The following is a 14,380-nucleotide window of genomic DNA, read 5'->3' as shown; positions in this document are numbered from 1 at the left end:
AACTTCGGTATACAGGTCGGGCTTCTATCCCTTCCCAGCCCCTCGCGCGCAGGGAAACGCAGGCTGTAGGCGACGCCAAACCACTCAGCGAAGCCCAGCACCTGGGCCGATTGCAGTCGACTGCAGGGGTGCAGAAAAAGCGCCTCGTTTAGCCCGGTGGCGTGGCGGGGGGACGAGCGCGCGCGCCGGGTCGGAATCGGGGGTCTGGGGCAGCCCCGTCCTAGCCTTCCGCCGGCTGCCTCCCTCCTCTTGCCAGCAGGCGACCAGCCCAAGCGCCACCACCGTGCACCGCTGGTCACCTGCCACGCTGAAAGCCCCGAAACCACTGGGCCGCACGCCATTAAGCGCTGGTTTGAAAGCACTGAATGCGATAGTGTTCACTGGGGTTTTATACGTTGGTAAAGACGAAAATTTCCGCGCGCCCATGCCTATCTGTGGGCTACATGGAGTCGCTTCATGCACGCACTCGAAAAGATTAGGGCCTTCGTGGTCGAAGCCTACGGCGATGAACAAGCTCGGGCCGCTGCTTTGGGCGCGCTTGATGCGCTGTCATCTAATTGGCAGGTGGTGCCAAAGGTGGCGACTGATGAAATGGACCAGGCAGCCTTCGAGGCTGCAGGCAGCCCATCTGACTGGTACGGGTTTGCTGAACAGTGGACAGCAGCCTTGGCAGCCTCACCAACGCCATGAAATGAAAATGCCGCCCTTGAGGCGGCATTTTTGTGTCAGTTCAACAGGCTCAGCTGGCAGCGGCCGGCAGCTCGTAGGGGTTGAACCGCACCACCTCTTCCCCGAGCCAGTCGTTGATCTGTCGCAGCCGAGCCTGCACCGGCTCTAGTTCGTTGATCGCCCACACCTGTGCGGCATCGCGGATAGACCCGAAGCCCCCGGCGTTCTGCGGTACCACCCCCATGAGCTGCGGCGGGATGCGCAACATGGCCAGCTGGTCGTCGCGGCTGATGTTCTTGATCGAGCTGAAGTCATCCTTGGCCGCTACCTCGCTGATCGGAATCAGCTGTATCCCGTCCTTCTTGCCGTTCGGCGCGTACATGAACAGGTTACGGAAGTTGCCCGGCCCCTTGCTGTTCTTCATCGCGTCACGCAGGTCCCTGACGTAATTTTCGTCGAAGGCCGCGTCGGTCATGTACAGGATGAAGCCGGCATGGCTGCCGTTCTGGTAGTACTTCCGTCGGAACAGCGTGGCGCTCTCGTTGAGCAGCGCGCTCTGCAGCGCCGGCAACCACTCCGGCAGACCGTAAATCTCTTGATTGACGTCCGCCTCGCGGAGGTGGCAGACCTTCCCGGGCTTGAAGGCGTGCTCGTCCTTCCAGCCGCGCACCTGGTAATAGGTCTCCATATCGAGCCCGCGCCGCATGTACTTCGACAGGCACGGCAGCAGCCCCAGCGCCTGGCGCAGCATGTTGTCGCGCTTCTCTAGGTACAGGTTGCCCGACCACCCCCAATCCATGACGATCTGCTCGAACGCTGCCCGGCTGAGCAGGCGATGAGGCACAAATGTCCTGGACAGCGCATTGCGCTTGAAGGTGAGGCCCGACTGCAGGTACACGCTGGCCTTGGTCGACTTCGCCAGCCCGTCGAGGGATACCGGCGGCTCGAACCAGCGCCCGTTGCTCCAGCACTCCAAGTAGTCGAGGATCTCACGCCCATCCAGGACCGGCGCCGGCTCGCCGAAGGTGAAGGCCTCCGCATGCACTGGCTCAGCTGCCGGAGGTTGCGCGTCCTGCGCCGGCTGGGCGCCGGCATGCTCGATCATAGTCATGAGTAAATCTCCAGGATGCCGGTGTTGGCCGTGCTCTGGCCCTCCAGCGGCTCGTTGTGCAATGCGTGAAAGAGCGCCCACGCCAGGTCGGCATGGCCGGTGTTCTCGTTGCGCCCGGCGGTGTAGGTGAACTGCCGCCCGCCCGGTGTAACGGTCTTGCGAATGGCCATCAGCGACTGCGCTACGTCGGTCCAGCCGGCGTCGAATTCCAGGCGGCCCTTGCTGATCACGTCCCAGGCCTTCATCACCAGGCGGACCTTCACTTCTGGGCTGTAGGAGAACGTGCGCAGCCCCGGGAAGAACTGCTTGACCAGCTGCGCCACCGCGCTGCCGAGCCCGGTCGTGTCGATGCCGATGTAGGTCACCCAGTAGCGCTGGGTGATCTTGCGGATGGTTTCGGCCTGATTGGTGAAGTCCATACCGCGGAACTGATGCCGCTCCAGGATGCGGAACTTGCCGCCCGGCACCGCGGGCGGGGCAACGACGATCAGGCCAGCCGAGTCGCCACTTTCCGCCGGGTCATACCCCACCCAGACCTGCCGGTCGGCAAAGGGCCGCATGGCGAACGGCTTGTAGTCCTCCCAGATCGACCAGCTGTCCACCATGCACGGCTGCAGCATGGCCAGCGGGAAGATGCTCGCCCCGTCGTCCACGAACTGGCACATGAGCAGGTTCTGGAAGGCGGCAGCGTCGTACTCACGTCGCAGCTCGTCGATGTCGAACAGATCGCAACCACGCCCTTCGGCGTCCAGGATGGTGACGATCTGCCTCCAAATGCTGTCCTCGCAGAGCCGCCCTTGCTGCAGGGCTCCGTGGCTCACATCCAGTGAGATATGCTCGGAGGTCGGCTTGCCCTTGTTGAAGCGCTCGCCAGTCCAGAACGTATAGGCCTCATGCGCCATCGAGCTGGGCGTCGAGAAGTACGTGCGGCGGTAGCGCTTCTGCATCGCCATGCCACTGGCGACCTTGTTCAGCTCCTGGAACCTGTAGGTCCAGAAGAATTCGTCGAAGTAGAAATTGCCGTGATAGCCCTGCGCGGTCCGGGCATTGGTGCCCAGGAAGTGCAGCTCCGCGCCGTTGGGCAGGATGATGGGATCGCCAGCCAGGTCGACGCCGACCACATCACGGGCGAAGGCCTGAATGTAGGCCTTGAAGATGTGCGCCTGCGCCTTGCTGGCGGATAGGAAAATCTGGTTGCGACCGGTGGTGAGTGCGTCGATCAGCGCCTCGCGGGCGAAGTAGTAAGTCGCACCAATCTGCCGGCTCTTGAGGATGACACGCGTACGCTGATTGCCAGCTCGGTACCAGTCCTTCTGGTAATCGAAACAGCCATCGAGAAACGCCTCGATCAGTTTCTCGGTCTGCTCTTCTGTGATGTCGTTGCGCTTCGGCTTACGCTTTGGCCCGGCGTTGCGCTTGTCCAGCTCCGGGTTCAGCTCCGCCTCGGTGCCGCCCTCCTGGAAGCGTTGAATGCGCGCCTGCCGCTCCAACTGGCGGCCAAGCAGGTCGATTTCCTTGAAGTCCGCGCCGCTCTTCGGGTCCTTGAGGATCAGCTGCACCAGGCGCGCCTCGGTGGCGGCCTGAATACGCTCCAGCGGCGTGGCTCGGTCCCAGTCGTCGCGGGTCTTCCAGCTGTGCAGGGTCTTCTCTTTCTCGCCGGTCAGCTCGGCGATTTCGCACACGCGGAAGCCCTGCCAATACAGGTGCTTGGCGTGGCGGCGGGGATCGGTGGGCAGCTCAACGATGGCATTCATGGCGCCGATGCTGCCGCCCGCGCGCGAGAGCCCCTACCGCCGCGACCTGTAACGGGGCGCGCTACACCGTAACCGCGTTGCCGCGTACCCTCTCACTGTCGACCATGCCCTCAACGCACCGGCAACCGCCGCCACCGCATCGAGGACAGCCCGAATGGCCGCTACCAACGCCCCCGCCCCGAAAACCCGCTCCAAGATGTTCCGCATCGCCGTCGAGGGTGGCACCACCGACGGCCGCGAGATTCAGCGCAGCTGGATCGAGGACATGGCCGCCACCTACAACCCCACCACCTACGGTGCGCGCATCAACTGCGAGCACATCAAGGGCCTGGCCCCGGACTCCGTGTTTGGCAGCTACGGCGACGTGATCGCCCTGAAGGCTGAAGAGGTCGACATCGCCGGTGTCAAGAAGCTGGCCCTGTTCGCCCAGATCGACCCGACCGAGTCGCTGATCGCCCTGAACAAGAAGCGCCAAAAGATCTACACCTCCGCCGAGATCCACCCGAAGCTCGCCATCACCGGCAAGCCCTACCTGGTCGGCTTGGCCATCACCGACAACCCGGCCAGCCTCGGTACCGAAGCGCTTCAATTCAGCGCCCAACACGGCACCCTGGCCAGCCGCAAGCAGGACAAAGACAACCTCTTCACCGCCGCGGAAGAGGTCGACATCGAACTCGAGGAAGTCACCGAGACCCCGGGCGCATTCGCCGCCCTGCGGGAAAAGCTCGGCGAGCTGCTCGGCAAGAACAAGGAGAAAGAAGGCACGGACGCCGCCAACTTCAGCGCCCTGGCCGAGATGATCGAGCAGGTCGCCACGCACGGCAGCGAGCAGGAGAAGGCCTTCAGCACACTCGATGCCGCCCACCAGAAGCTGCAGGCAGCACACGAAAAGCTGTCTGCCGACTTCAACGCCCTGGTCCAGAAGCTGGAAGCCACTCCGGCCGACGACGAACCCACCCCGACTAAGAAGCACAGCACCCAGCGTCCGCCGGTCACCGGCAACGACGGCCGCACCGTCACCGACTGCTGAAAACGGATTCGCCACAGCCAAGGACCACCGGAGAACCCCATGCGCAACGAAACCCGCGTACTGTTCAACGCCTACCTGCAACAGCTTGCCCAGCTGCACGGTGTAGACGATGTCACCACCAAGTTTGCCGCCGCCCCGGCGGTCGCCCAGACCCTGGAAACTCGCATCCAGGAATCGAGCGACTTCCTCGGCCGCATCAACATCTACGGCGTGCCCGAGCAAATGGGCGAGAAGATCGGTCTCGGCGTCACCGGCAACATCGCCGGCACCACCAACACCGACATCAAGGACCGCGAAACCCGCGACCCGAGCAGCCTGGATGGCCGTGGCTACGTCTGCACCCAGACCAACTACGACACCCACCTGAAGTACGCCAAGCTCGACGCCTGGGCCAAGTTCCCGGACTTCCAGGCGCGCATCCGCGACGCGATCATCAAACTGATGGCGCTGAACCGCATCTGCATCGGCTGGAACGGTACCAGCCGCGCGGCCACCTCCGATCCGGTCGCCAATCCGCTGCTCCAGGACGTCAACATCGGTTGGCTGCAGAAGATGCGCACCGAGAATGCTGCCCGCGTGATGAGCGAGGTGGTCGAAGGCAGCAACAAGATCGAAATCGGCACCGGCAAGGACTTCGAGAACATCGACGCCCTGGTCTTCGCCATGGTCAACGAGCTGATCGAGCCCTGGTACCAGGAGGACACCGAGCTGGTCGTCATCTGCGGTCGCAAGATCCTGGCCGACAAGTACTTCCCGATCATCAACAAGAACCAGGCTCCGTCCGAGATGCTCGCCGCGGACATCGTCACCAGCCAGAAGCGCATCGGCAACCTGCCGGCTATCCGCGTGCCGCACTTCCCGGCCAATGGCCTGTTCGTTACCCGTCTGGACAACCTGTCGACCTACTGGCAGGAAGGCAGCCGCCGCCGCACCGTCGTCGACAACGCCAAGCGTGACCGCATCGAGAACTACGAGTCGGTCAACGAGGCCTACGTCGTCGAGGACCTCGGCTGCGCCGCGCTGGCCGAAAACGTCGTCATCGCCTGAGGCCGCCAACCATGAGCAACCCTTGCCGCCGTCACTTCCAGCGCGTCACCGCCGCCATCGAGGCAGCGGCAGCCGCGCCGGGCGCCGCCATGGAGAACGCAACCGGTTACGAGCTGCAACTCGCCAAGCTCCAGCAGGACCAGTTCCGCCTCAAGCAGGTGCAGTCCCAGGAGGGCAAGGCAAAGCTCAAGTCCGAGCTGCTGCCCGACTACGAGCCTTGGGTCGACGGCGTGCTCAGCGCCGGCCAAGGCGCCCAGGACGACGTCCTCGTCACCGTCATGCTCTGGCGCTTCGATGCAGGCGACTATGCCGGCGGGCTTACCGCCGCCCGCTACGTCCTGCAATACGGCCTCAAGATGCCCGACCGTTTCAACCGCACCACCGGCTGCGTCGTGGCCGAGGAAGTGGCCGAGGCGGCGCTCAAGGCCCTCAAGGCCGGCGGCACCTTCGACATCGGCGTCCTGCGTCAGGCCGAGGGGATGACAGCCGAGCACGACATGCCAGACGAAGCCCGCGCCAAGCTGATGCTCGCCATCGGTCGGCTGGCCGCCGCCTCGGTGGACGATGGAAAGCCTGCCGAGCACGACGCCAGCAACCTCGCCATGGCCAAGCAGTACCTCGGCCGCGCCATCGAGCTGCACGGCACCTGTGGCGGCAAGAAAGACCTGGAGCGCGTCGAGCGCCTCCTCAAGAAACACGCTGGCCCCGCCAGCTAACCGAGCGGTCCCCCGCACCCGGGCGGCTCGGGGCGGATCAGCAGGGTTCACTCCTTCCCTTGCTGTGAAGCCCCGACCACCGCCCACCAATTCAAGGTCCGACCATGAGCGCATTCGTTGCCGGCGGGGAAATCCCGGCCGACGCCTACCCGATCAGCAACGCCCAGTTCTGGCCCGATATCGACGGCCAGGACCTGCGCGCCGCCATGCGGATCAACGCCAGCGTCACGGATGCCCGCCTCGAGGTCGCTGTGGTCGGCGCCATGCTGTTCACCAACGCAGAGCTTGCCGACTACCGCGATGCTCGCCGCGCCGAAGGGCATTCCGCGCTGGCCGATGTACCGGTCGAGCAGATCCAGAACGAAAGCCAGCTTCTCCACCAGTACCGCCGCGCCGTGTATTGCCGCGCCCTGGCCGAGCTGGTCGAGCGCTACACGAGCTTCGACGCCACCAACAGCGGCGACCAGAAAGTCACCGAGGAAGAGACCAGCGCCGACCAGCTACGCCGCGACGCCCGCTGGGCCGTGCGCGACATCCTGGGCATCAGCCACACCACCGTGGAGCTGCTGTAGTGGCCACCGTCATCGCCGCCCAGGGCGACACCGTCGACAGCATCTGCTGGGCCTACTACGGCCGCACCGCGGGCGTCACCGAGGCGGTCCTCGAGGCCAACCCGGGCCTTGCCGATCACGGCCCCGTCATCCCCCACGGCACCCAAGTCACCCTGCCGGATGCCGCCCCTCAACCCGAGCAGCGCCAGGTGGTGAACCTATGGGACTGATCTACCTCGCCGTCTACAAGGGCAAAGGCCAGCTGTTCAACCGCCTCATCCGCCTCTGGACGCGCTCGAAGTACAGCCACTGCGAGCTGGTCATGCCCGACGGTCGTTGTCTGTCGGCCAGCGCCATGGACGGCGGCGTGCGCGCCAAGCGCATCGAGCTGAAGCTCGAGCACTGGGACCTGGTCCCCCTGCCCTGGGCCAACGCCAAGCTCGTCGAGGCCGTGTTCGACCGGCATGAGGGCAAGGGCTACGACTGGCTCGGCATCCTGCTCGCCCAGTTCCTTCCCCTGGGCATCGACGACAAGCGCCGCATGTTCTGCAGCGAGTTCTGCGCGGCCGCCCTCGGCCTGCAGCAGGCAGCCCCCCGATTCAGCCCCGTGCTGCTGAGCGAAGTGGTCCAGCGCATCAACCGCCTGCCGTTCGTGCAGCTCGCCCACTCCCTTCCACAGGACGCAAGGAATGTCGCAGATGCCTGACCGCCCCGAGACCTGGGCCATGCTGCTCGCCTGGATGGAGCAGCACCACCCACTCATCTATGCCGCCGTCCTCTCCGCGCTGCTGGCCTCCGCCCGCTTCATCTACGCCGGCGGCAGCCTGCGCCGCGCCCTGGGTGAGGGCTTCATCTGCGGCCTGATCACCCTCGCCGTCAGCAACGGCCTCGCCCTGTTCGGCATCCCCGAGCAGTTCGCCCCGTTCTTCGGCGGCGTGGTCGGCCTGCTCGGCGCCGACTTCGTCCGCTCCAGCCTCAAACGCATCGCCACCCGCAAGGCAGACCAGCTATGACCGAAGCCCTCAAGCACGGAGACAAAGGCCTCTCCGTCCGCCGCCTGCAGCGGCAGCTCAACGCCAACGGCGCCAAGCTGCTCGACGACGGCGACTACGGCGACGCCACCGAGAAGGCCGTACGCGCCTATCAAACCAAGATCGGCCTGGTGGTCGACGGCAAGGCCGGCGAGAAGACCCTCGCCGCGCTGGCCGGTGCCGACTGTTCCAAGCTGCTGCGCAATGCCACCCTCGTGGCTGCCGCGGCCCGCCTCGGCGTCGAGCTGGCCGCCGTCTACGCCGTCAACGAGGTGGAGAGCTCCGGCTCCGGCTTCCTGTCCAACGGTAAGCCCAAGGTGCTGTACGAGCGTCACGTCATGTACGTGCGCCTTTCTACGCCCCGGCGCGATGACGAAGATGCCACCGCATTGGAGCGCCGCGCCGATGACCTGGCCATGATCTACCCGACCCTGGTCTATCCCAGAGCTGGCGGCTACGTCGGCGGTACCGGCGAACACCAACGCCTGGCCCAAGCCCGCATGATCGACGCCTTGGCCGCCAACGAGTCGACCAGCTGGGGCGCCTTCCAGATCATGGGCTACCACGCCGAGCGCCTGGGCTACGCCAGCGTCGACGAGTTCACCCAGCTGATGAGCCAGGACGAAAACCAGCAGTTCGAGGCGTTCGTCCGCTTCATCGAGGCAGACCCAGCACTGCACAAGGCGCTCAAGGGCAAGAAGTGGGCAGCCTTCGCCAAGGCCTACAACGGCCCCAACTACGCCCGCAACCTCTACGACGTGAAGCTCGAGCGCGCGTATGAGCTGCACGCCGGCTGCGGCTGCGGCAAGGAGGCGGCATGAGCCTGATCGAGCACGCCCGCCGCCTGGAGCTGCGCAACGGCGACGTCGTTTGCCTGCCAGCCGACACCACATACGAACAGGCCCGCGAGCTTGTGGCGGCCCTCGGCCCGGACGGTCTCAACATCCGCTGTCTGATCGTCCTGGGCGACGTCCATGCCCTAGATGAAGCCGCCATGAACGCCGCCGGCTGGTACCGCAAATGACCACCCTCCGCCAGGCCCTCTACGGCGCCGCCCTGCTCGCCGCCCTGGCGCTGCTCATCTGGGGCGGCTACCAGCGCCTGCAGGCCGAGCTGGGTCGCAGCGCCCTGGCCCAGGAGAGACTGGCCAACACCAACGCCCGCATCGAGCGCGACGCCACCACCATCACCACCTTGCACACAACCCTGTCCAGCGAGCGCCAAGCCCAGGCCTCGCTGCAACAGACAAGCCAGGACCTGCGCCGCGAGCTGGACGTCCGCAAGCAGCAAATCAAGGAGCTGAAACGTGAGAACGCCGAACTACGCGAGTGGGCTGCTGCTCAGTTGCCTGTTGCTGCTCGCCGGCTGCGGCAGCGCCCAGCCATCACCGGAGCAGACGGTTATCGTAACTGGCTGTCCGGCCGTGACGCGCTGCACCCTGAGCGCGACTGATCCGGCCACTAACGGCGAGCTGCTCGACGACCAGGACATCACCGAGGCCGACTGGGCAGCCTGCGCCGCCAAGGTCGATGTCGTCTACGAGTGCCAGCAGAAGGCAGCCGCCCAGTGAACAAGCCCAACAGCCTGCGCGAGCACCTGCTCAACGCCGTCAAAGGCCTCAAGAAGAACCCCGACCGCCTGCTGATCTTCATCGACGCCGGCAACGTCCGCTGCACCGCCGTAACCGGGCTGTCCTTCGAGTACAGCTTCACCCTGCAGGTCATCCTCACCGACTACGCCGGGCACCCCGACACCGTATTCATTCCCGTCCTGGAGTGGCTGCGCCGCAACCAGCCCGAGCTGCTCACCAACCTCGAGCGCGGCAAGGACGCCATCACCTTCGAGGCGGACATCCTCGACGGCGGCAAGGTCGACATGGCCATCACCCTGCCGCTCACCGAGCGCGTGATCGTCAAACACCTGGACAACGGCGACCTCGACGTCACGCACCCGCCCGAGCCGGACTACGAGCTGTGACCGACAACCTGCACGCCCTGGAGGACTGGGCCGGCCTGCTGCTCGCCAGGCTCTCCCCGGGCGAGCGCCGCAAGTTCGGCAACAGCATCGGCCGCGACCTGCGCCGCAGCCAGCAACAGCGCATCGCCGCCCAGCGCAACCCGGACGGCACCCCCTACGCCGCCCGCAAGCCCCGCCAGCTGCGCGGCAAGGCCGGCCGCATCAAGCGCCAGATGTTCGCCCGCCTGCGCCAGGCCAAGCACCTGCGCCTGATGAGTACCCCGGACGCCATTGCTATCGGCTTCGCCGGCCGCGTCGCCCGCATCGCCCGCGTGCACCAGTACGGCCTGCGCGACCGCCCCGGCCGGGGCCAGGCCGACGTGCAGTACGACCGCCGCGAGCTGCTCGGCTTCGCCGATGCCGACCTCGAAATGATCCGCGACCGCCTGCTCGCCCACCTCGCCGGCTGACCTCGCGCTGTAGCGCGCCCCGCTACAGCGCCACCCGAGTGCGCCCCGCGCGCGTGAGCCGCAGCATCAGCGGCATGAACCAGTTCGCCGAGCTTGCCCGCCTCATCCAGAACCTCATCCGTCTCGGCACCATCGCCGAGGTCGACGTGGCAGCGGCCCGCGTGCGTGTGGAAAGCGGCAACCTCACCACCGCCTGGCTGCCCTGGCTGGCCCTGCGCGCCGGTACTTCCAAGGAATGGGACCCACCCACCGAAGGCGAGCAGGTCCTGCTGCTGAGCCCGTCCGGCCTGCTCACCCAGGGCGTGGCCCTGGTCGGCCTGTTCAGCGAGGCCAACCCCGCCAACGGCGACCGCGAAGGCCTACACCGCCGCACCTATCCCGACGGCGCCGTGATCGAGTACGACAGCATCGCCAAGCATCTGCGCGCCACCCTGCCCGGCTCCGCGGAGGTCACCGCGGCCGGCGACATCAGCCTCACCAGCGGCGGCAAGATCAAGATCGCGGCCACCGGCGATGTCTTCATCACCGGCGCCAACGTGAGGATCAACTGATGCCGGCCGTAGCTCGCCTGGGCGACCTCTGCACCGGCCACGGCGCATTTCCGCCGCGCCCGTCCACCGGTGCCAGCCCCAACGTGTTCATCAATGGCATTCCCGCCCACCGCAAGGGCGACGGCTGGGCCGCGCATTGCGACCCGTCGCCCTCCTGCCACGCCAGCACCCTGGCCGACGGTAGCGCAACCGTGTTCGTCAACGGCCAGCCCCTGGGCCGTGTCGGCGACCCGGTCGGCTGCGGCTCGTCCGTCGCCCAGGGCTCGCCCAACGTGTTCGCCGGAGGCTGACCATGATCGGCATGAGCGCCAAGAACGGGCGCACCCTCACCGGCAGCCAGCACCTGGCCCAGTCCATCAGCGACATCATCACCACGCCCCTCGGCAGCCGCGTCATGCGCCGCGAATACGGCTGCGCCATGGCGGACCTGCTCGACTGGCCCCTCAACAACGCCACCCGCCTGCAGGCCTACGCCGCCATCACCATGGCGCTGCTGCGCTGGGAGCCACGCATCCGCCTCAGCCGCGTGCAGCTCACGCCGAGCACCACGCCCGGCGCCGCCGTGCTCGACATCGAAGGCACCCGCACCGACACCAACGAGCCGCTCAGCCTGCGCGTGCCGCTGAGCCTGGGAGCCATCGCATGACCGGCACGTTCACGCCCATCGATCTCAGCCAGCTGCCGGCCCCCAACGTCGTCGAGCCCATCGACTACGAAGTGATCCTCGCCGCGCGCAAGGCCTACTTCGTCAGCCTGCACCCATCCGACAAGCAAGCCGAGGTCGCCGCCACCCTGGAGCTGGAGTCCGAGCCCATCACCAAGCTGCTGCAGGAGAACGCCTACCGCGAAACCGTCTGGCGTCAACGCGTCAACGAGGCGGCCCTCGCCACCATGCTGGCGTTCGCCAAGGGCGACGACCTGGTACAGATCGCAGCACGCTTCAACGTCGAAAAGCTGACCATCATCCCGGCCGACCCGAATGCCGTGCCGCCCGTTGCCGCCGTCATGGAGGGCGACGACAGCCTGCGCGAGCGCACCCAGATGGCCATGGAGGGCCTGTCCGTCGCTGGCCCGCGCAACGCCTACATCTTCCACGCCCGCAGCGCAGACGGCCGCGTCGCCGATGCCACCGCCGCCAGCCCGTCGCCAGCCGTAGCCGTGGTCACCGTGCAGGACGTACTCGGCAACGGCGCCGCCAGCCAGGACCTGCTCGACAGAGTCGCCGCCTACCTCAGCGATGACGACCGCCGCCCGGTAGCGGATCGGCTCACCGTGCAAAGCGCCGAAGTGCTCAACTACACCGTCACCGCCGTGCTGCATCTGAACACCGTAGGTCCGGAGTCGGAGGTCATCCGCGCCGCCGCGGAGGCCCGCCTGGTCGCCCTTGTGAACCGGCGTCGCCGCCTTGGCATGAGTGTGCACCGCTCGGCGCTGGACGCCGCCCTGCACATCGAGGGCGTCCGCAAGGTCGAGCTCCCCGGCTGGTTGGACGTGATCGCCACCGACAGCCAGGCGCCCTACTGCACCGCGCATAGCGTCACGGTGGCCGAGTGATGGCCGCCCGCCTGCTGCCCGGCAATGCCAGCGAGCTAGAGCGCCTGGCCGCCGAAGCACTGGCGGAAATTCAGCGCGTCCCGGTGCCCATCCGCGACCTCTGGAACCCGGACGCCTGCCCGCTGGCATTCCTCCCGTTTCTCGCCTGGGCCTTCTCGGTCGACCGCTGGTCCCAGGCCTGGCCGGAGAGCGCCAAGCGCGCCGCCATCCGCGCCGCCTACTTCATCCACGCCCGCAAAGGCACCATCGGCGCGCTCCGCCGCGTGGTCGAGCCGCTGGGCTACCTCATCGAGGTTTTCGAGTGGTTCGAGGAGGTGCCGTCCGGCGTGCCCGGCACCTTCCGGCTGATGGTCGGCGTGCTCGACACCGGCATCACCGACGAGATGTACCAGGAACTCACCTGGCTGATCGACGACGCCAAACCCCTCACCCGCCACCTGATCGGCCTGGCCATCAGCCTCGACCTTCACGGCACCGAGCACATCGGCGCCGTCCTCACCACTGGCGACGAGCTGGACATCTACCCGCCCGCGGCGCGGCCGATCGAGGTCGGCGGCACGCTGGCCTGGGGCGCCCGCGAACACGTCATCGACCATATGGACATCTACTAATGGCAGACCAGAACTCGCAATACATGGCCATCCTCACCGCTGTCGGTGAGGCGAAGCTGGCGAATGCCCAGGCGCTGGGCCTTCCGTTCAACATCTCGCAGATGGGCGTCGGCGACGCAGGCGGAGCCGAGCCAACGCCGAACAGGGATCAAACCACGCTGATCAACGAGCGCCGCCGCGCCCCGCTCAACCAACTCAGCGTGTCCCCCACCAACGCCTCGATCATCGTGGCCGAACAGGTCATCCCCGAGGACGTGGGCGGCTGGTGGATCCGCGAGGTGAGCCTGTACGACGAAGACGGCGACATGGTCGCCATCGCCAACAGTCCGCCGACCTTCAAGCCCCAGCTCAGCCAGGGCAGCGGCCGCACCCAGGTGGTACGCATCAACCTGCTGGTCAGCAGCACCCAGAACATCACCCTCAAGATCGACCCCAGCGTGGTGCTGGCCACCCGCAGCTATGTAGACATCAGCGTCGCCGCCGCCCTGGCCCGTCTCGACAGCAAGGACAGCGTGCTGGTGGCCACCACCGCCAACATCGTGCTCAGCGGCCTGCAGACCATCGACGGTGTCCTGCTCACTGCCGGCGCCCGTGTCCTGGTCAAAGACCAGGCCTCCGCCAAGGACAATGGCATCTACATCGCCGCAGCCGCCGCCTGGGAGCGTGCCACCGACGCCGACAGCAGCACCGACGTAACCTCCGGCATGACCGTCCCCGTGGAGCAAGGCGCCACCCATGCGGACACCATCTGGGAGCTGACCACCAACGGCGCCATCACCGTCGGTACCACCGCTCTGACGTTCGAGCTAACCGCGGCGCTCAACGCCACCCAGGTGGACGCAGAAGGCGGCACCAACAACACCCGTCGCATGACAGCGTTGCGCGTGTTCCAGGCCATCCGCTCGGCCGCCGCGAACGCCACGGAAGCCCTGCGCGGTGTCCTGCGCGTGGGCACGCAAGCCGAGGTCAATGCCGGCGCGCTGGACGACGTAGCGGTCACGCCCAAGAAGCTGCGCTGGGGCTTCGCCATCCTGATCGCCACCAACGGCTACGTCGTGTTCCCCTTCTGGCTCGGTAGTTTGATCATCCAATGGGGCACGGGTCCTGCGGTTCAGGCGGGCGGAAGCGTAACTATCATCCGTCCGCTCACCTTCCCCAGTGCTGCCCTGCTCACTCTGGTCGGCAACTCCTTCTCCCAAGGCTCCACGAGCTTCACCAGCAGCCTCGGCGTTCAGTACGTGAACGGTGTCCAGTTCAACGTTTACTGCTTAGGCACCACAGGGCAACCCAGTGCGCCGTGGATTTCCATCGGCTACTAAGGAGACAGCA

The 14,380-nt window shown here is 66.4% G+C and carries 22 protein-coding genes; 20 read left to right on the top strand and 2 right to left on the bottom strand.

Annotated elements, in window-relative coordinates; all coding sequences use genetic code 11:
• Positions 1-456: 456 nt before the first annotated feature.
• Positions 457-690, top strand: coding sequence for a hypothetical protein (locus NF616_RS19080; RefSeq protein WP_252275262.1), 234 nt, complete (start codon positions 457-459; stop codon positions 688-690).
• A 49-nt stretch (positions 691-739) separates the two neighbouring features.
• On the opposite strand, the gene NF616_RS19075 is transcribed toward NF616_RS19080, so the two are convergent.
• Together NF616_RS19075 and NF616_RS19070 are read right to left on the bottom strand one after the other, a co-directional pair.
• Positions 740-1,780 (bottom strand): phage portal protein, encoded by a 1,041-nt coding sequence (locus tag NF616_RS19075; RefSeq protein ID WP_252275261.1) that lies wholly within the window; start codon positions 1,778-1,780, stop codon positions 740-742.
• Positions 1,777-3,534 (bottom strand): terminase ATPase subunit family protein, encoded by a 1,758-nt coding sequence (locus NF616_RS19070; RefSeq protein WP_252275259.1) that lies wholly within the window; start codon positions 3,532-3,534, stop codon positions 1,777-1,779. Before NF616_RS19070 ends, NF616_RS19075 begins: the two co-directional genes overlap by 4 nt.
• 154 nt (positions 3,535-3,688) lie before the next feature.
• Here NF616_RS19070 and NF616_RS19065 point away from each other — a divergent pair, with 154 nt between their 5' ends.
• From NF616_RS19065 to NF616_RS21285, 19 genes are all read left to right on the top strand, one after another.
• A complete protein-coding gene (locus NF616_RS19065) occupies positions 3,689-4,564 on the top strand; it encodes a GPO family capsid scaffolding protein (protein ID WP_252275257.1) in 876 nt (291 codons plus the stop codon).
• A 39-nt stretch (positions 4,565-4,603) separates the two neighbouring features.
• Positions 4,604-5,611 carry a phage major capsid protein, P2 family gene (locus NF616_RS19060; protein ID WP_252275255.1) on the top strand — a complete coding sequence of 336 codons (1,008 nt, stop codon included), beginning with the start codon at positions 4,604-4,606 and terminating at the stop codon, positions 5,609-5,611.
• An 11-nt stretch (positions 5,612-5,622) separates the two neighbouring features.
• Positions 5,623-6,327 carry a phage terminase small subunit gene (gene gpM, locus NF616_RS19055; RefSeq protein WP_252275253.1) on the top strand — a complete coding sequence of 235 codons (705 nt, stop codon included), beginning with the start codon at positions 5,623-5,625 and terminating at the stop codon, positions 6,325-6,327.
• A gap of 104 nt (positions 6,328-6,431) precedes the next feature.
• Positions 6,432-6,899: a head completion/stabilization protein gene (locus NF616_RS19050; RefSeq protein ID WP_252275252.1), complete on the top strand. Its 468-nt coding sequence runs from the start codon at positions 6,432-6,434 to the stop codon at positions 6,897-6,899.
• Positions 6,899-7,108 carry a tail protein X gene (locus NF616_RS19045; RefSeq protein WP_252275250.1) on the top strand — a complete coding sequence of 70 codons (210 nt, stop codon included), beginning with the start codon at positions 6,899-6,901 and terminating at the stop codon, positions 7,106-7,108. The genes NF616_RS19050 and NF616_RS19045 overlap by 1 nt, the downstream gene beginning before the upstream one ends.
• On the top strand, positions 7,099-7,584 hold the full coding sequence (locus NF616_RS19040) for a hypothetical protein (RefSeq protein ID WP_252275248.1): 486 nt from the start codon (positions 7,099-7,101) through the stop codon (positions 7,582-7,584). Before NF616_RS19045 ends, NF616_RS19040 begins: the two co-directional genes overlap by 10 nt.
• Positions 7,577-7,891: a phage holin, lambda family gene (locus NF616_RS19035; protein WP_202675703.1), complete on the top strand. Its 315-nt coding sequence runs from the start codon at positions 7,577-7,579 to the stop codon at positions 7,889-7,891. Before NF616_RS19040 ends, NF616_RS19035 begins: the two co-directional genes overlap by 8 nt.
• Complete coding sequence (locus NF616_RS19030) at positions 7,888-8,730, top strand: N-acetylmuramidase domain-containing protein (RefSeq protein ID WP_252275246.1); 843 nt, start codon at positions 7,888-7,890, stop codon at positions 8,728-8,730. Before NF616_RS19035 ends, NF616_RS19030 begins: the two co-directional genes overlap by 4 nt.
• A complete protein-coding gene (locus NF616_RS19025) occupies positions 8,727-8,933 on the top strand; it encodes a hypothetical protein (protein ID WP_252275244.1) in 207 nt (68 codons plus the stop codon). Before NF616_RS19030 ends, NF616_RS19025 begins: the two co-directional genes overlap by 4 nt.
• Entirely contained in the window at positions 8,930-9,361 is a 432-nt protein-coding gene (lysB, locus tag NF616_RS19020; protein WP_252275243.1) for an Rz-like lysis system protein LysB, read from the top strand. Before NF616_RS19025 ends, lysB begins: the two co-directional genes overlap by 4 nt.
• Positions 9,261-9,479: an Rz1-like lysis system protein LysC gene (gene lysC / locus NF616_RS19015; RefSeq protein WP_252275241.1), complete on the top strand. Its 219-nt coding sequence runs from the start codon at positions 9,261-9,263 to the stop codon at positions 9,477-9,479. The genes lysB and lysC overlap by 101 nt, the downstream gene beginning before the upstream one ends.
• Positions 9,476-9,886: a phage tail protein gene (locus tag NF616_RS19010; RefSeq protein WP_252275239.1), complete on the top strand. Its 411-nt coding sequence runs from the start codon at positions 9,476-9,478 to the stop codon at positions 9,884-9,886. Before lysC ends, NF616_RS19010 begins: the two co-directional genes overlap by 4 nt.
• Entirely contained in the window at positions 9,883-10,335 is a 453-nt protein-coding gene (locus NF616_RS19005; RefSeq protein WP_252275237.1) for a phage virion morphogenesis protein, read from the top strand. The genes NF616_RS19010 and NF616_RS19005 overlap by 4 nt, the downstream gene beginning before the upstream one ends.
• A gap of 74 nt (positions 10,336-10,409) precedes the next feature.
• Positions 10,410-10,886 carry a phage baseplate assembly protein V gene (locus NF616_RS19000; protein ID WP_252275479.1) on the top strand — a complete coding sequence of 159 codons (477 nt, stop codon included), beginning with the start codon at positions 10,410-10,412 and terminating at the stop codon, positions 10,884-10,886.
• Entirely contained in the window at positions 10,886-11,176 is a 291-nt protein-coding gene (locus NF616_RS18995; protein ID WP_252275236.1) for a PAAR domain-containing protein, read from the top strand. The genes NF616_RS19000 and NF616_RS18995 overlap by 1 nt, the downstream gene beginning before the upstream one ends.
• A 2-nt stretch (positions 11,177-11,178) precedes the next feature.
• Complete coding sequence (locus NF616_RS18990) at positions 11,179-11,532, top strand: GPW/gp25 family protein (RefSeq protein WP_252275234.1); 354 nt, start codon at positions 11,179-11,181, stop codon at positions 11,530-11,532.
• Positions 11,529-12,440 (top strand): baseplate J/gp47 family protein, encoded by a 912-nt coding sequence (locus NF616_RS18985; protein WP_252275232.1) that lies wholly within the window; start codon positions 11,529-11,531, stop codon positions 12,438-12,440. Before NF616_RS18990 ends, NF616_RS18985 begins: the two co-directional genes overlap by 4 nt.
• Positions 12,440-13,051: a phage tail protein I gene (locus NF616_RS18980; protein ID WP_252275231.1), complete on the top strand. Its 612-nt coding sequence runs from the start codon at positions 12,440-12,442 to the stop codon at positions 13,049-13,051. The genes NF616_RS18985 and NF616_RS18980 overlap by 1 nt, the downstream gene beginning before the upstream one ends.
• Positions 13,051-14,370: a phage tail protein gene (locus NF616_RS21285; RefSeq protein ID WP_350493500.1), complete on the top strand. Its 1,320-nt coding sequence runs from the start codon at positions 13,051-13,053 to the stop codon at positions 14,368-14,370. Before NF616_RS18980 ends, NF616_RS21285 begins: the two co-directional genes overlap by 1 nt.
• Positions 14,371-14,380 lie beyond the last annotated feature (10 nt).

This window comes from Pseudomonas subflava, assembly GCF_023823685.1.
GTDB lineage: Bacteria > Pseudomonadota > Gammaproteobacteria > Pseudomonadales > Pseudomonadaceae > Aquipseudomonas > Aquipseudomonas subflava.
This window is presented reverse-complemented; position numbering and strand designations above follow the sequence as displayed.

Coding starts and splice junctions, on each gene's coding strand:
- lysB (WP_252275243.1), top strand. CDS start 8,930: ATGACCACCCTCCGCCAGGCCCTCTACGGCGCCGCCCTGCTCGCCGCC.
- NF616_RS19025 (WP_252275244.1), top strand. CDS start 8,727: ATGAGCCTGATCGAGCACGCCCGCCGCCTGGAGCTGCGCAACGGCGAC.
- NF616_RS19080 (WP_252275262.1), top strand. CDS start 457: ATGCACGCACTCGAAAAGATTAGGGCCTTCGTGGTCGAAGCCTACGGC.
- gpM (WP_252275253.1), top strand. CDS start 5,623: ATGAGCAACCCTTGCCGCCGTCACTTCCAGCGCGTCACCGCCGCCATC.
- NF616_RS19040 (WP_252275248.1), top strand. CDS start 7,099: ATGGGACTGATCTACCTCGCCGTCTACAAGGGCAAAGGCCAGCTGTTC.
- NF616_RS18985 (WP_252275232.1), top strand. CDS start 11,529: ATGACCGGCACGTTCACGCCCATCGATCTCAGCCAGCTGCCGGCCCCC.
- NF616_RS18995 (WP_252275236.1), top strand. CDS start 10,886: ATGCCGGCCGTAGCTCGCCTGGGCGACCTCTGCACCGGCCACGGCGCA.
- NF616_RS18980 (WP_252275231.1), top strand. CDS start 12,440: ATGGCCGCCCGCCTGCTGCCCGGCAATGCCAGCGAGCTAGAGCGCCTG.
- NF616_RS19075 (WP_252275261.1), bottom strand. CDS start 1,780: ATGACTATGATCGAGCATGCCGGCGCCCAGCCGGCGCAGGACGCGCAA.
- NF616_RS19000 (WP_252275479.1), top strand. CDS start 10,410: ATGAACCAGTTCGCCGAGCTTGCCCGCCTCATCCAGAACCTCATCCGT.
- NF616_RS19050 (WP_252275252.1), top strand. CDS start 6,432: ATGAGCGCATTCGTTGCCGGCGGGGAAATCCCGGCCGACGCCTACCCG.
- NF616_RS19060 (WP_252275255.1), top strand. CDS start 4,604: ATGCGCAACGAAACCCGCGTACTGTTCAACGCCTACCTGCAACAGCTT.
- NF616_RS18990 (WP_252275234.1), top strand. CDS start 11,179: ATGATCGGCATGAGCGCCAAGAACGGGCGCACCCTCACCGGCAGCCAG.
- NF616_RS19035 (WP_202675703.1), top strand. CDS start 7,577: ATGCCTGACCGCCCCGAGACCTGGGCCATGCTGCTCGCCTGGATGGAG.
- NF616_RS21285 (WP_350493500.1), top strand. CDS start 13,051: ATGGCAGACCAGAACTCGCAATACATGGCCATCCTCACCGCTGTCGGT.
- NF616_RS19030 (WP_252275246.1), top strand. CDS start 7,888: ATGACCGAAGCCCTCAAGCACGGAGACAAAGGCCTCTCCGTCCGCCGC.
- NF616_RS19070 (WP_252275259.1), bottom strand. CDS start 3,534: ATGAATGCCATCGTTGAGCTGCCCACCGATCCCCGCCGCCACGCCAAG.
- NF616_RS19065 (WP_252275257.1), top strand. CDS start 3,689: ATGGCCGCTACCAACGCCCCCGCCCCGAAAACCCGCTCCAAGATGTTC.